Source organism: Streptomyces sp. NPDC002886 (assembly GCF_042888445.1).
Lineage (GTDB): Bacteria > Actinomycetota > Actinomycetes > Streptomycetales > Streptomycetaceae > Streptomyces.
The window spans coordinates 1,152,966-1,167,385 of the sequence record NZ_JBIAPV010000001.1 but is presented as its reverse complement, the minus strand read 5'-3'; the positions used below and the strand labels follow the sequence as shown (position 1 = coordinate 1,167,385).

The window sequence follows — 14,420 nt, the reverse complement described above, 5'->3', positions numbered from 1 at the left end:
GACGGCCCGAACGGTGACGTCGGGCCGTCGGCCGGACGGCCCTCTGGCGGCCGGACGACCCCTGGTGTTCGGACCGGCCGTCTGGTGTTCGGACCGGCCCTCAGGCGGTGACGCCGGCGAAGATGATGTCGCGGAGCTCGGCGTAGCGATCCATCAGGTCGGCCCGGCCGGTGAGCACGTCGGAGATGTGCTGGGTGCCGAAGAACGCGGCGACGAGCACGCGGGCCAGCGCCTCGGGGGAGGTGTCCGGGCGCAGCTGGCCGGTCTCGACCGCGGCGGCGGCCAGCGTGGTCAGCAGTTCCTGCCAGCCCACGTACGGCTGGGGGAGGTCCGCCTTGATCAGCGAGCGCTCGATCTGCAGCCGGGCGCCGGCCTGGACCATCGTGTCATCGCGGAAGAGTTCCGCGGTGCGGTCCAGGACGGTGATCATGATGTCCAGCGGCGAGCGCTCGGACTCCCGCACCTCGGTCACCAGGGGCGCCCAGTGGGCGTAGTGCTCCTCGACCACGGCGACCGCCAGGGCCTCCTTGTTGGTGAAGTGGAAGTAGACCGCGCCCTTGGTCAGCCCGGCCCGGGTGGCGACGTGTTGCAGCGTCACCACCGGGTAGCCCTTCTCCTTGAACTCCTCGGCCGCGGCCCACAGGATCTGCTCCCTGGTCCGGTGGGCGCGCTCCTGCTTCAGCTCGCGGGCCGGCTGCTGGCGCGTCGAGCCGATGCTGGTCGTGGTGTCGCTGCTGTTCATGACGTGTCCCTGTTGCTCTCTGGGGCTTCTGTCGACCCCCCGATAAGGCGCTTCGGAAACTTTCGAGGGTTGCAATATACCTTCCGGCAGGTTTATTTTCGGTCCGATAATCGGACGCACTTTGCCGAGGATCGATCTACCTGGGGGTTCCGTCTTGCTGTCCAGTCCTTCACTCGCGCCCGGCCCGGTCTCCCGCGCCAATCTGCCGCGCCTGCCCCGGCAGGCGCCGCCTGGATCCTCGCCCCGGAGCGGTGCCCTGACCTTCGACCGGACGGTCCCGCGTTCCCTGGTCCACCGCGCCTCGGTGGCCGAGGTCTTCCTCACCGACGGCCGCCGCGGCGACGGCAACCGGGTGCGGATCGCCGCACAGTGGCCCCGCCACCACGCGCTCTACCAGCCGGACGCCGAGGGCAGCAGTGACCCGCTGCTGCTGGTGGAGACCGTCCGGCAGGCGGCCATCTACACCGCGCACCGCTTCTACGACGTCCCGCTGACGCACAGCTTCATCTTCCGGGACCTCGACTTCCACCTCGTGGACCCCGGTGCCCTGGTGGTGGGAGGCGAGCCGCTCCCTCTCGTGCTCGACGGCAGCTTCGTGCCCGAGGCCCACCCGTCCGGGAACCGCATCGGAGCGCGCTTCGAGGCGTGGGTGGAGACCGGCGGCCGCCGCTGCGCGCGGGTGTCGGTACGACTGCTCGCGGTCGGCGCCGAGTTGTACGGGATGCTGCGCAACCGGCGTGCCCCTGCGGCCGCCCGCGGTCGCGATGCGGCGGCCGACACGGTCGGCGCGCAGCCCCGTATGCTCGACGCCGCCGAGGCCGGACGGCAAGGGCAGGAGAACGTCCTGCTGTCCGTCGACCGGACGGCCGCCCCGGGGCGGTACCTCATGCGCGTGGACCGCGACCACCCCGGCTACTTCGAGCACTCTTGCGACCACGTGCCCGGCATGGCCCTGGTCGAGGCGTTCCGGCAGGCGGGATGCCATCTGGTCGGGGCCGGGCGGGAGTCGGCGCACGACGGGCCCGGTCACCGGGCCGCTCCGTGGTCCCTCGCGTTCTCCGAGGTCCGTTTCGACGCGTTCGGTGAACTGCGCGAGCCCACCGTGATCAAGGTCGTCGGCGGTGTGGCGGCCCTGCCGTCCACGGGCCGCCACGGGCTGCGCCGCGTCCAACTGGAGGCCGTCCAGGGGGACCGCACCATCGCGCGCAGCACGGCCCTCTACCGTCCGCGGGTTGCCGTCGAGCCGTCGGGGGAGGGGAACTCGTGGAACTCCAGCACCTCCGCGCCTTCCGCGAAGTAGCGCGGGAGCTCAGCTTCACCCAGGCGGCGAAGAACCTGCACTGCGCACAGTCCACGGTCACCGGCCAGATCAAGATCCTGGAACAGGACCTCGGGGTGGAACTCTTCCACCGGCGGGGCCGGCTGCCGGTCGAACTCACCGAGGCGGGTGCACTGTTGCAGCCCCGTGCGGAGCAGATCCTGTGCGCCGTCGAGACCACCGTCCGTGAAGTCCGCTCGAGCCGGGCGCCGTCGCAGGGGCGGTCGGCCGGCAGCCGGCTCCGCCCGCTGACGAGGGTCTAGCGGGTGCCCCGCCACGAGCCGTCGCCCATCGCCTTCTTCGACGTGGACGAAACGCTCATCACCGTCACGAGCATGATCGGCTTCCTGGACTTCCACCCGGAGCGCGAGGGCGCCGGATCCTCGGATTTCGACCGGGCGCGCGCCGACCTGCTGGCCCGGCGGGAGCGCGGAGTCGCGCGCGAGGAACTCAACCGCGCGTACTACCGCCTCTTCGCGGGCTGCTCGCAGGAGTCGCTGGCCGCGGCCGGCCGGGCGTGGTTCCGGCAGGAGGCCGCCAAGGGCGGCCTCCTGCACCGGCCGACGCTCGCGGCGCTGCGCCGCCACCGACGCGCCGGCCACCGCATCGCACTGGTCTCGGGGGCGCCCCGCCCTTGCCTCGAGCCGCTGGCCGAGGCGCTCGGCGGAGCTCTCGTGCTGTGCGCGGGTCAGCGCAGTGCGGGCGGGGTGGTCACGGGGGAGATCGACGCCCCGGTGATCGGCGCGGAGAAGGCCGTACGGGCGAGCCGGGCCATGCGGGCGTTCGGGGTCGATGCGGGCGACTGCTTCGCGTACGGCGACCACTCGAGCGACCTTCCGCTGCTCTGCGCGGTGGGGCACCCGGTGGTCGTCGGCGACGATCCGGTGCTGATCGCCCGCGCCGGCCGCGAGGGCTGGCCCGTGCTGCCCGGCGTCCGCGGCGCGGGCAGCGGGGGCGGTGCGGCCGGTGCAGACGACGCGTGCAGCGCGGCCGGTGCGGGCAACGCGGGCGGTGCGGCCGGGCCGGTCAGGCTGCCGCGGGCCGGATGAGGAGCAGGATCAGATCCCACACGGCGAGGACTGGCTGGTGCCTGGCGTCGGCCACGCCGGCGGACGTGATCTGGTGCATGCCGAGTACGAGGGCGAGCAGCAGTCGGCTCAAGGGCTCCGCGTCGAGTGCGGGGTCGATGACCCCGTGCAGCTGCGCGTCCCGGACGAGACGGGAGATGGTGGCGCCCAACCCGCACAGGAAGGCGGGGGTTTCGCCGAGGGCCCGCGCGTCCTCGGTGGCCAGGCGCAGGCCCGCCGTGAACCGTACGTCCTCCTGGACGTGCCGGGTCAGTCCCAGCAGCAGGGCGCGCAGTCCCTCCTGGGGTTCCTGCCCGCACTGTTCGGCGGTGCGCAGCAAGTCCCCCCAGCTCTCCTCGAAGAGCCGGACCAGCTCGTCGGCCAAGGCCTCCTTGGAGGAGAAGTGGCCGTACACCGCCCCCTTGGTCAGCCCGGTGTGCTTCGCCACGATCTGCAGATTGGTACGGGCGAAACCGTGAGCCGCGAACTCCGTGGCGGCCGCGTCCAAGACGAGCGCGTGTGTACGTCGCGACCTGTCCTGTTTCATCGGAGGGAGGCCTCCTTGCCCACCTCAAGTGCCCCGGAAGCGTTGGGGCATGAACCTACACCCAAAAACATTCGTCTGTGAATTCTTTCTTTGACAGCCGCCAAGGAGGCGCCACTCATGTCCAGTCAACTGTCGTCCGCGACAACGCCCCCGCCGGCAAGCCGACGTGCCGCAGCGGAGGCGGCCCGACGGGCGAAGGAGTCCGAACGGGACAGGGATCTGCACCCCGCCGTGGTCTCGGCACTGTCCGAGGCGGGATTCCTCAGGCAGTTCGTACCACGGCGCTGGTCGGGCTCGGCCGGAACGTTCGCCAACATCATCGAGGCGGTGGCTGTCGTCGGGGAGGAATGCCCCTCCGCGGCCTGGTGCGCAGCGCTGCTGGCGGCCCACGGTCGACTCGCTGCCCACCTGCCGCAGGAGGCGCAAGAGGAACTGTGGCAGGAGTCGCCCGATGTGTCCATAGCGGCTGCCGTGGTGCCGCCGTCCGGCGAACTCGCCAAAGTCCCCGGTGGCTGGCGGTTGTCGGGCCGCTGGGCCATGGCCAGTGCGGTACGCCATGCGCGGTGGGTGCTGCTCGCCAGCGTGGAGGAGACCCCCGAAGGCCCCCGCCAGCGCATCCTCGCCGTACCGCGCGCCGACGTGACGATCCACGACACCTGGCGCAATGCCGGACTGCGCGGCACCGGAAGCCACACCGTCAGCGTGGACGGCGCCTTCGTACCCGTACACCGCGCCATGACGCGCGAGGACCTGCTGGCCGGCTCGCCGGAGCCGGGGGCGGCCGGCTGTCACCGCGTCCCGTTCCCGCTGGTGGCCTCGCTGCTCTTCGCCGCACCCGCGTGGGGGGCTGCCCGGGGAGCGCTGCGCGCCTGGACCGCGATCACCCGCGAGCGGCGGACCCCGGACGGCCGCCCGGCGCTCGAGGACGGCACCCACCAGCAGGTGCTCGCCCGCTCCTCGGCCGAGATCGACGCCGCCGGGCTGCTGCTCGAGGCGGCGGCCGGGCGCGCCGACCGGGCGGCCGACCCCGGGGCGGACCCCGCGGCGCAGGTGCCGCTGAACCTGCGCGACTGCGCCGTGGCGATCGATCTGCTGGTCACCGCCGTGGAGCGGCTCTACCGCAGCGCGGGGGTCCGGGGTCAGGACGAGGACGGCGACCTCCAGCGCTTCTGGCGCGACGTCCACGCCATCGCCGGCCACGGCTCGGTGCAGCTGGCCCCGGCCGCCGCGGCCTATGCCCGGCAGGTGATGGCGGCCGCGGCCCGCTGACCGGCCGGCCGGCCCGGCCGCCCCGTCACGCACACGCCTCGCGCCCTGCGCCCGGCCCGCCCCGATCGATCCGGGGTGGCAGGGCGCAGGGCGCGTCCGTGTGCGGCCCGCTTTCGATCGGCGTCCCCGATTACATTTGAAACCTTTGCGAAGGAATGATTCTGTGAGGTCTCCCGCCGGTGCCGCCCCGCATACCCGTGAGGTCTTCCTGTGCAGAACTCCCAGATGTTCCCGGTGACCGAGGCCCAGCTCGGGCTGCTCGTCATCGACCGGACGGTTGCCGCCCGCAACCTCTACAACATCGTCCTCGAATTCCGGCTCGACCCCCGCATCGGGGCCGAGGAGCTGAGCGCCGCGCTCGCCAAGGTGACCGCCGTACAGCCCACGCTCCGACTGGGCCTGCACGAAGCGCCCTCGCCACATGCCGCGCTCATCGGACCGCTGCCGCCCGAACGGCTTCCGCTGGAAACCGAGCAGGTGCCCGCGGCGCGATTCCCGGGCCGTCGCAGCGCACTGCTGGAGCAGCTCTCCGCCCACGTCTTCTCCCTGGACTCTCCACCGCTCTTCCGCGCGGCCCATCTGCGCAGCGAGGACGCGTCCGCGGCGACGCTGCTGTTCGCCGTCCACCACACGGTCTTCGACGGTTTCTCCGCCGGACCGTTCACCGGTGACCTGACCGCCGCGCTCGCCGGCACCCTCGACGTGGAGGCGCTGCGCGCCGGCCGTGAGGGCGCACTGCGCGCCGAGCTCCAGGCGCAGCTCGCCGCCGCGGCCGAGGAGGAGACCGAGGAGGAAGCCGCCGCACTGGCCGCCCGGCTGGCGACCATCCGCGCGACCGAGCTCTACCCCCGGCCGGGCCGCCCGACCGAAACCGACTTCGCGGGCGCACGCATCGAACTCCCTTTGACCGCCGAGGAGTCCAAGTCCGTTGACGCGGCCTGCCGGACGCTAGGCGTCACCCCCTTCACCTTCTTCGCGGCCGTGTACGCGGCGGTACTGGCCCGGCACTCCGGCGGCGACTGCGCGACGCTCGGCGCCACCTTGATGTCCCGGCGGACCCTCGGCTCCTTCGGCCTGTGCGGCTTCTTCGTCAACACCCTGCCGATGGCCGTTCCGGTCGAGTGGACCTCCTCCTTCGAGGAGTTCGTCGCCAAGGTGGTGGACGAAGAGGTCGAGGACACCAAGTTCCGGTCCCACATCCCCTTCAACCGGATCGCCGCGCACTGTGCCCCGGACCGCTCCAGCAACCGCAACCCGGTCTTCTCGGCGCTGCTCGCCATGCAGGACAGCACCGTGGTCGAGCCGGGAGGCCCCGTCCTGTCGGTGCGTCAGCACGGCAACGGAACGGCCAAGTTCGACCTGCTGCTGTTCGCCACCCCCACCCCCGGCGGCTGGCTCCTGGAGCTGGAGCACGACCTGGCGCTGCTGCCGCCCGCGGTGGCGCAGGGCATCGCCGACTCCCTGCGCGAAGCGGTGGCGAGCGCGGCCCGCAACCCGGGCCGCACCCTCGCCGAACTGTTCAGCGACGCCGGACCGGTCCCGGCCGCGGAGCCGGCCCGAGCCGGTGACTACGCCACCGACCACGCCACCGGCCACGCCACCGTGTACGAGTGGGTCATGGCCACCGCGGCCGCACACCCCGAGCTGACGGCGATCACCGCGGACGGCGCCACCACCACGTACGGCGAACTAGCCCGGACCGTACGGGCCCTCGCGCGCGGGCTCGCCGAACAGGGTGTCGGCCACGAGAGCGTCGTCGGCGTCGCCACCCGGGGGCTGACCGAGACCGTGGCGAGCGTGCTGGCGATCCTCGAGCGCAGGGCCGCGTACCTACCCCTCGACCCCCAACTTCCTTCGGAACGCCTCGACACGATGACGGCCCAGGCACACTGCCGGCTCGTGGTGGGCGAAGGGACCTTCGGGACGGCCGCCGTGCTCACCCCCGAGCAACTGGCGGAGTCGGGCCGGCGGAGCGGCGGGCCGCGGGGGAGCGCCGAGGCGTCCACCGGCGCTCGGGGCCCCGGCGACCCGGTCTACACCATGTTCACCTCGGGCTCCACCGGGCGGCCCAAGGGTGTGCTCATGGGCAACGGCGCCCTGGTCAACCTGACCCGCTGGCAGCTCGACGTACTCGCCATGGACGAGACCACGCGCTTCATGCAGTACGCGCCGATCGGTTTCGACGTGTCCTTCCAGGAGATCTTCCCGACCCTGGCCGCCGGCGGCACGCTGGTCTCCCGCGAGCCGGTGGACCGGCGCGACCTGCCCTCCCTGGTGCGGAGGGTGGCCGAGACCGGGGTGACCCACCTCTACCTTCCGGTGGCCGCGCTGCGCCCGTTCGCCCTGGCCGCCGACGAACTGAACGAAGAGCTTCCGACTCTCCGTCACGTTTGCGTGGCGGGCGAGCAGTTGCAGATGGACGGAGCCGTCCAGGGCTTCTTCGCCCGGCGGCCGCGCGTCGGACTGTTCAACATGTACGGGCCCACCGAGACCCACGTCGTCACGGCGCAGGAGCTGACCGCCGACACCCAGCCCTGGCCCGCCCACGTGCCGATCGGCCGCCCGATCCCGGGCGTCGGCGCCCAGGTCGTGGACGTCACCGGGCACCTCGCCCCGGCCGGCGTGCCGGGTGAGCTGCTGCTCGGCGGCGAATGCCCCGCCCAGGGCTACGTCAACGACCCCGAACGGACCGCGGAACGCTTCGTCCCCGACCCGTACGGCACCGGCCCGGACGCCCGCCGCTACCGCACCGGCGACCTGGTGTTCCGCGACGAGCGAGGGGTGCTGGTGTACGCCGGACGGGACGACCACCAGGTCAAGATCCGGGGCCACCGGGTCGAGCTCGGCGAGCTGGAGAACGCGGCCCTGACCGTCCCCGGCGTCCGCGCGGCGGTCGCCGCGGCCCACAAGGAGGGTGCGCAGCGGGAGTTGGCGCTCTTCCTCGTGCCCGACAAGGAGCGGACCGCCGCCCCCGCCACGGTGCGCGCCGCGCTCGCCGCGACGCTGCCCTCGTACATGGTCCCGGCCCACGTCCTGCCCGTGGCCTCCATCCCCACCAGCCACAACGGCAAGCTGGACCGGGCGGCGCTGCTGCGCGCACTGCCCGAACTGCTCCTCGCCGCACAGCCGCAGCACGCGGACGGTGCGGATGGCGCGTACGACACGGAATCCGGCGCGGCGGCGGGCCTCGACTCCTCGCTCGTCGAGGGCCTGTGCGCGATCTGGAGCACGGTGCTCGACCGGCACGTGAGCGCGCACCGCTCGCTCTTCGACCAGGGGGCGCACTCCCTGAACGTACTGACCGCCCTGACCCGCGTCGAGAACCAGTACGGCGTACGGATCCCGGTCCTCGACTTCTTCAAGACACCCACGATCGTCGCCCTGGCCCAGGCGGTCGCGGCGCGGAGGAACCGGGCATGACCACGCACCCACCCCTGCTCATCCCGCTCGGCGAGAGCGAGGGCGGCGAGCCGACCGTCCTGCTGCCCGCCGCCGGCGGCGGCATCGGCCCGTACTTCCCACTGGCCGGCGAACTCCTCCACCGGGGCCCGGTCCACGCCGTCCGCGCCCTCGGTCTGCTCCCCGGCGAGCGGCCCGACCGCGACGTACCCACCATGGTCGAGCGCTACCTCGCCGAACTGCGCGCCCTGCCCCGGCCGCCCCGCCATCTGGTCGGCTGGTCCCTCGGGGGCGTACTGGCCTGGGAACTGGCCGGCCGCCTCGCCGAGGACGGCGCCGCCGCCCCGGCCGTGATCATGGTGGACAGCTACGCCGAGCTCCCCGCCCGGCCCGCCACCGACCAGGACGCGCTGCTGGACCGCATCGGGCGGTCCATGGGGCACCGGCAGGGCGAGGAGGACGGCACCGCGGGCGAGGAGGGCCGGCGGCTGCGCGAAGTCGCCGCCGCGCACCTGGAAGCCGCCCACGCCCACCGGGCCTCCGCAGCTCTCACCGGACCCGCGCTGCTGATCTCCTGCACCGCCGACCGGCACTCCGACCAACTCGGCCAGTGGGCGCGGCGCGCACCGCGACTGCGCGTCCGCGAGTTGGAGTGCACCCACTTCGAAGCGCTGGACGCCACCCGCGCACCCCTGCTCCACCACCACATCGACGGCTTCCTGACGGATCTCGCGCAGGACTCCGAGGGCTGACACGGTTCGACAAGGAATAACGACATGGTCACCAAGAACACCGGCCCACTCGACGGAGACGTCACCGTCCCTCTCGACGGCACCCCCTTCGCCCTACTGCACCGCCCGCACGCGACCGGCCCCGACCGGCTCGAACTCCTCCTCGGGGACGTCACCACGGTCGAGCGCCTGGACGCCCTTCCCCTGGACGAAGACGCCCCGCACGGCGACGCCCCGGACCCGGACCACTCCGCCGCCGGCCACGAACTGCTGGCGTTGCTCCCGTACCGGCAGATAGCCGAGCGCGGCTACACCTGCACCGACGACGGCGCCCCGCTGACCGTCCTCAAGGTGCGCGAGCAGCACGCGCTGCCCACCGGCCGGTTCCTGTCCGAGCTGTCCGGCGGGCCCCTCGCCCTGCGCGACGAGGAATTCGACATCCCGGACGGCGAGTACGCGCAGATCGTGCGCAAGGTGATCGCCGAGGAGATCGGCCAGGGCGCGGGCGCGAACTTCGTCATCAAGCGCGCCTTCACCGCCACCATCGACGGCTACACCCCGGCGGCCGCCCTCACCTTCTTCAGCCGGCTGCTCGCCCGGGAGGCCGGCGCGTACTGGACCTTCCTGGTCCACACCGGGCAGCGGACCTTCGTCGGGGCCTCGCCCGAACGGCACGTCAGCCTGGAGTCGGGGACGGTCACCATGAACCCGATCAGCGGCACCTACCGCTATCCCGAGACGGGATCCACCGTGGACGGCGCCCTCGGGCTGCTCGCCGACCGCAAGGAACGCGAAGAGCTCCAGATGGTGGTCGACGAGGAGCTCAAGATGATGGCCCGGATCTGCGATCCGGGCCTGCGGGTGGAGGGCCCCTTCCTCAAGGAGATGGCCCGCCTCGCCCACACCGAGTACTTCATCAAGGGCGAGAGCCGCCTCGACGTCCGCGACATCCTGCGCGAGACGATGTTCGCCCCGACCGTCACGGGCAGCCCGGTGGAGAGCGCCTGCGAGGTGCTGCACCGCTACGAACCCCGCGGCCGCTCCTACTACAGCGGGGCGCTCGCGCTCGTCGGCCGGGACGGCGCCGGGCGCCGGGCCATGGACTCCGCGATCCTCATCCGGACCGCCGAGATCGATGCGGACGGCCGGCTGGAGATCGGGGTCGGCGCCACGCTGGTGCGACACTCCGACCCGCAGAGCGAGGTCGCCGAGACCCACGCGAAGGCCGCCGGACTCCTGTCCGTCCTACGGGAGCGTCCGGCCCCGGCCCCGGCCCCCGCTCCGGCCGGCGCCTCCGAGGCGCCCGCCTCCTCCGAGGCGCCCCGTCGGCTCGGCGAGCACCCGGAGGTCCTGAAGGGGCTCGCCTCGTACAACGAACGGCTCGCCCGTTTCTGGCTGGACCCGATGCCCCCCGGCGCGTACGAGGCCCCCGAGCTGGCCGGGCTGCGCGCGGCCGTCGTGGACCACGAGGACACCTTCACCGCGATGCTCGCCCACCAACTGCGTTCCCTGGGACTGTCGGTGACCGTCCACCCCTGGCGCGAGGCCTCCGAAGCGGCCCTGGCGCAGGCGGACCTGGTGGTCCTGGGCCCCGGGCCGGGCGACCCCCGGCGCACCGAGGATCCCAAGATCGCGACCGCGAACCGGCTGGCCGGCCGACTGCTGGCCGACGGGACCCCCTGCGTCGCCGTGTGCCTGGGCCACCAGGTCGTGTCCTCGCTGCTCGGCATCGAACTCGTCCGCAAGGAAACCCCCAACCAGGGCCTCCAGCAAGAGATCGACTTCTTCGGGCGCCGGGCCCGTACCGGCTTCTACAACACCTTCGCCGGCCGCTCGGCCACCGACCGCCTGACCTCCCCGGCCGGCCCCTTCGCGGCCGACGTCGTCGAGGTCAGCCGCGACCCGCACACGGGTGAGGTCCACGGCCTGCGCGGACCGGGCCTCGCCACCGCCCAGTTCCACCCCGAGTCCCTGCTGACCGAGGACGGACCCGCGCTGCTCCACCAACTCGTCACCGCGGCCCTCGCCACCTCGACCACCTCACCCGGGAGCAACCGGTGAACACCCTGAACACCCTGACCCGCCCGCGTCCGCGCCCCCGCCACACGGACGCGGCCCTGCTGCCGCTCGCCGCCGACGAACACGAGCTGCTGCGCGCCCTGCCCGCGGCCCAGCAGCCGCACTGGCCCGACCCCGACCTCCTGGCCAAGGCCGGCCGCGAGCTGTGCGACAGCCAGCCGCTCGTCACCTCGCGGGAGATCCTGCGCCTGCGCACCCTGCTCGCCGACGTCGCCACCGGCAAGGCCCTGGTCGTCCAGACCGGCGACTGCGCGGAGGACCCCGCCGACCGGACCCCGGAGGCGGTGGCCCGCAAGGCAGGCCTCGCCGAGTGCCTGGCCGGTGTGCTCCAGGCCCGCTCCGGACTGCCGGTGCTGCGCGTCGGGCGCATCGCCGGACAGTACGCCAAGCCGCGCTCCCAGCCGATCGAGCGCCAGGGCGACCTCGAACTCCCCGTCCACCGAGGGCCGATGGTCAACGGTCCGGAGTTCGACCCCCTGTCGCGCACACCCGACCCGCTGCGCATGCTCGACTGCCACCAGGCGGCCGGTGACGTGCTCGGCCTGCTGCGCGAAGGTCGGGACGGCCAGGGCGGCGCTCCGCTCTGGACCAGCCACGAGGCCCTCGTACTCGACTACGAGCTGCCCCAGCTGCGCCGAGACGCCTACAACCGGACCTTCCTCACCTCCGCCCACTGGCCGTGGATCGGCGAACGCACCCGCCAACTCGACGGAGCGCACGTCGCCTTGCTGGCCCAGGTGGCCAACCCGGTGGCCTGCAAGGTGGGCCCCGCCATGCAGGCGGCCGAACTGCTCGCCCTGTGTGAACGCCTCGACCCCAACCGCCAGCCCGGACGGCTCACCCTGATCCCCCGGCTCGGCGCCGACCTCGTCGCCGAACGCCTTCCCGTCCTGGTCGCGGCGGTACGGGACGCCGGCCATCCGGTGATCTGGCTGAGCGACCCCATGCACGGCAACACCACCACCGCCCCGAGCGGCCACAAGACCCGGTCCGTCGCCGCCGTCGTCCGCGAGGTCCAGGGCTTCCACTCGGCCGTGCTCCAGGGGGGCGGCGTACCGGGCGGACTGCACCTGGAAGCCACCGCCGCCCCGGTCGTCGAATGCTGGGCGGACGAAGCGGAGCTCGGCTCCCTGGGGGCCGCGTACACCACCCTGTGCGACCCCCGTCTCAACCTCGGTCAGTCCATCACCGTCGCCGAGTCCTGGCCCCACCAGTGAAAGGTCACCAACTCCCGTGACACTTCCGGGCATTGCGCCCTATCCCATGCCCCTCGACGCGGAACTCCCGGCCAACAAGGCCGACTGGAAGGTCGACCCCGACCGTGCGGTCCTGCTCATCCACGACATGCAGCGGTACTTCGTCGACGCCTTCCCGGCCGGCACCGACCCCGTCACCTCCCTCACCGCCAACGTCCGCACGCTGCGCGAGCAGTGCGCCGCCCAGGGCGTTCCCGTGACCTACACCGCCCAGCCCGGAGGCATGAGCGAGCAGGACCGCGGCCTGCTGCGGGACTTCTGGGGACCGGGCATGACGGTCGGCCCCGAGCAGCGCGAGGTCGTCGACGGCCTCGCGCCGCGGCCGGGCGACCAGGTGTACACCAAGTGGCGCTACAGCGCCTTCCACCGCACCGGTCTCCTCGAGTTCCTCCGCGAGCAGGGCCGCGACCAGCTGGTCATCTGCGGGATCTACGCCCACATCGGATGCCTGGCGACCGCCGTCGAGTCGTACACCAATGACATCCAGACCTTCCTGGTCGCCGACGCCGTGGCCGACTTCACCGCGGAGGACCACCGCATGGCCCTGGACTACGCCGCCGGCCGCTGCGCCGTGGTCCTGCCCACGCGGACCGTCACCGACCAGATCCAGCAGAGCCGGCAGCCCGACCGGTCCGCCCGGCTCGCAACGACCCCGGAGATCCGATGAGCACCCTGTTCATAGCCAACAACCGCACCGCCCAGATGGTCGGCGACCTGGCGGAGCTCACCGCCGAGCACCGCAGGACGGCCGGCGTGACCGCCCAGCGCATGATCTGGTACGCCGCCGAGGGCGATGTCCTCGTCGTACCGCACGTGCCCAGCGAGGAGTTCCTGGCATACGTCGCCGCGCTCACCGGGGCGGACCGCGACCGGATCACCGTCCTCGCGCCGCCGGCGGGCGGACTCGGGGTCGACGTCCTCACCCCGGACCGCTGGGAAGACCGGGAGTTCGTCGAGGAGCTGCGGCGCGCGACCGGCGAGTCCGGTGTCGCCCGGGTCTTCCCGATCTACTACGACAGCCCGGTCGTGGGACTCGCCCACTCCCTCGAGCTCGGCGCGACGACCCCCGGATTCCGCTACATCCACCAGGGCGGCGGACAACTCCTCAACAGCAAGGCGACGTTCCGGGCCCTGGCCGCCGGCATCGGCAACCCCATTCCGAACGGCGTGGTGGCCTTCACCCGGGCCGAGGCGGAGGAGTTCCTGTGGGAGCTCCTCGAGCGGGGCCGCCACGCCATCGTGAAGAAGGACTTCCACGTCGCCGGCTACGGCAACGCCATCCTCAGCGGCGACGCCGACGTCACCCCGATCGGCGCCCCCGAAGTCACCGTACTGAACGGCCGGGAGGACCTCGCCCGCCACCTGGACCAGCGGTGGGCCTGGTACTCGGACGACGACAGCCGTCCGGTGGTCGTCGAGGACTACACCCCCGACAGCGTGCCCGTCTACGCGGAGTTCCGCATCGGCGAGGAGGGGACCGAGCTCTTCGGACACGGCGAGATGCTGATGGGCCCGATCTTCAACGGCCTGGTCATCCCGGCGAAGTCGGCCGACCACCCGCGCTTCCCCGCCTTCCTGACCGAGGCGCACCGCCTGTGCGAGACGGTGCGCGCCATGGGCTACCGCGGTCCGATCAGCGTGGACGCCATCGTCACGCCCGGCGGCGAGATCCTGATCAACGAGTTCAACGGGCGCGTCGGCGGCTCCACCCACATCAACTACCTGGCCGAACAGCTCGTGGGACCGGACTTCCTCCGGGAGCGCATCCTCATCCAGCGCCATCACTGGCAGGTGCCGTCCTTCCGCGAGGCCGTCGACCGGATCCGGGAGCTGGGCCTGGCCTTCGACCCCGAGTCCCGCACCGGAGTCGTCATCACCTCCGACGACAGCAGGGACGGCGGCACGGTCGAGTACTGCCTGGTCGCCGAGGACATGACGGCCGCGGAAGAGATCGAGGAAGCGCTGTCCCGTCTGTTCGTCTGACGAGCGGGCGGGCATCCGGACGACGATCC

At 72.6% G+C, this 14,420-nt stretch carries 12 protein-coding genes; 10 read left to right on the top strand and 2 right to left on the bottom strand.

Annotation, left to right across the window (positions count from 1 at the left end):
* Positions 1–100: 100 nt before the first annotated feature.
* The gene (locus ACFYYB_RS05265) at positions 101–742 is read right to left on the bottom strand and encodes a ScbR family autoregulator-binding transcription factor (RefSeq protein WP_389433280.1); all 642 of its coding nucleotides are present in this window, start codon (positions 740–742) and stop codon (positions 101–103) included.
* Positions 743–896: 154 nt separating this feature from the next.
* On the opposite strand from ACFYYB_RS05265, the gene ACFYYB_RS05260 reads away from it, so the two are divergent.
* Genes ACFYYB_RS05260 through ACFYYB_RS05250 form a run of 3 tightly spaced genes read left to right on the top strand, consistent with a single transcriptional unit; the run spans position 897 to position 3,109 of the window.
* Positions 897–2,042 carry a ScbA/BarX family gamma-butyrolactone biosynthesis protein gene (locus tag ACFYYB_RS05260; RefSeq protein WP_389433279.1) on the top strand — a complete coding sequence of 382 codons (1,146 nt, stop codon included), beginning with the start codon at positions 897–899 and terminating at the stop codon, positions 2,040–2,042.
* Positions 2,006–2,323 carry a LysR family transcriptional regulator gene (locus ACFYYB_RS05255; RefSeq protein ID WP_389433278.1) on the top strand — a complete coding sequence of 106 codons (318 nt, stop codon included), beginning with the start codon at positions 2,006–2,008 and terminating at the stop codon, positions 2,321–2,323. The genes ACFYYB_RS05260 and ACFYYB_RS05255 overlap by 37 nt, the downstream gene beginning before the upstream one ends.
* A 3-nt stretch (positions 2,324–2,326) precedes the next feature.
* Positions 2,327–3,109, top strand: a complete 783-nt coding sequence (locus ACFYYB_RS05250) for an HAD family hydrolase (protein ID WP_389433277.1) — start codon at positions 2,327–2,329, stop codon at positions 3,107–3,109.
* Here ACFYYB_RS05250 and ACFYYB_RS05245 read toward each other — a convergent pair.
* Positions 3,087–3,674 carry a TetR family transcriptional regulator gene (locus tag ACFYYB_RS05245; protein WP_389433276.1) on the bottom strand — a complete coding sequence of 196 codons (588 nt, stop codon included), beginning with the start codon at positions 3,672–3,674 and terminating at the stop codon, positions 3,087–3,089. The genes ACFYYB_RS05250 and ACFYYB_RS05245 overlap by 23 nt on opposite strands.
* A gap of 117 nt (positions 3,675–3,791) precedes the next feature.
* On the opposite strand from ACFYYB_RS05245, the gene ACFYYB_RS05240 reads away from it, so the two are divergent.
* The 7 genes from ACFYYB_RS05240 to ACFYYB_RS05210 all read left to right on the top strand — a co-directional run bounded on the left by ACFYYB_RS05240 (position 3,792) and on the right by ACFYYB_RS05210 (position 14,391).
* Positions 3,792–4,943 carry an acyl-CoA dehydrogenase family protein gene (locus tag ACFYYB_RS05240; protein WP_389433275.1) on the top strand — a complete coding sequence of 384 codons (1,152 nt, stop codon included), beginning with the start codon at positions 3,792–3,794 and terminating at the stop codon, positions 4,941–4,943.
* A gap of 210 nt (positions 4,944–5,153) precedes the next feature.
* Complete coding sequence (locus tag ACFYYB_RS05235; RefSeq protein WP_389433274.1) at positions 5,154–8,363, top strand: amino acid adenylation domain-containing protein; 3,210 nt, start codon at positions 5,154–5,156, stop codon at positions 8,361–8,363.
* Positions 8,360–9,094, top strand: a complete 735-nt coding sequence (locus ACFYYB_RS05230) for an alpha/beta fold hydrolase (RefSeq protein ID WP_389433273.1) — start codon at positions 8,360–8,362, stop codon at positions 9,092–9,094. The genes ACFYYB_RS05235 and ACFYYB_RS05230 overlap by 4 nt, the downstream gene beginning before the upstream one ends.
* A 24-nt stretch (positions 9,095–9,118) precedes the next feature.
* Positions 9,119–11,134, top strand: a complete 2,016-nt coding sequence (locus ACFYYB_RS05225) for an anthranilate synthase family protein (RefSeq protein ID WP_389433272.1) — start codon at positions 9,119–9,121, stop codon at positions 11,132–11,134.
* A gap of 56 nt (positions 11,135–11,190) precedes the next feature.
* Entirely contained in the window at positions 11,191–12,369 is a 1,179-nt protein-coding gene (locus ACFYYB_RS05220) for a 3-deoxy-7-phosphoheptulonate synthase (protein ID WP_389433471.1), read from the top strand.
* 46 nt (positions 12,370–12,415) lie between these two features.
* Complete coding sequence (locus ACFYYB_RS05215; protein WP_389433271.1) at positions 12,416–13,075, top strand: isochorismatase family protein; 660 nt, start codon at positions 12,416–12,418, stop codon at positions 13,073–13,075.
* A complete protein-coding gene (locus ACFYYB_RS05210; protein ID WP_389433270.1) occupies positions 13,072–14,391 on the top strand; it encodes a peptide ligase PGM1-related protein in 1,320 nt (439 codons plus the stop codon). Before ACFYYB_RS05215 ends, ACFYYB_RS05210 begins: the two co-directional genes overlap by 4 nt.
* Positions 14,392–14,420 lie beyond the last annotated feature (29 nt).